This is a genomic window from Serratia sp. Sp408 (assembly GCF_057180665.1).
This window is the reverse complement of record NZ_JBXUFT010000063.1, coordinates 1-215: the sequence shown is the minus strand read 5'-3', so window position 1 is coordinate 215 and position 215 is coordinate 1. Positions and strand designations below refer to the sequence as shown.

The following is a 215-nucleotide window of genomic DNA, read 5'->3' as shown; positions in this document are numbered from 1 at the left end:
GCCCGCGAACTCAGCCTTTATGAGTCGCAAATTTACACCTGGCGTAGCAAGCGGCAGCAACAGGCAACGTCCTCTGAACGTGAGGGCGAACTCGCCGCTGAGAATGCCCGCCTCAAACGCCAACTGGCTGAACGGGACGAGGAACTGGCCATTCTCCAAAAGGCCGCGACATACTTCGCCAAGCGCCTGAAATGAAGTATGTCTTTATCGAAAAG

At 55.3% G+C, this 215-nt stretch carries 1 pseudogene; it reads left to right on the top strand.

From position 1 onward, the window contains the following. Nucleotides 1-215: pseudogene (locus AC2AXP_RS22865) on the top strand (transposase); the annotation flags it as partial.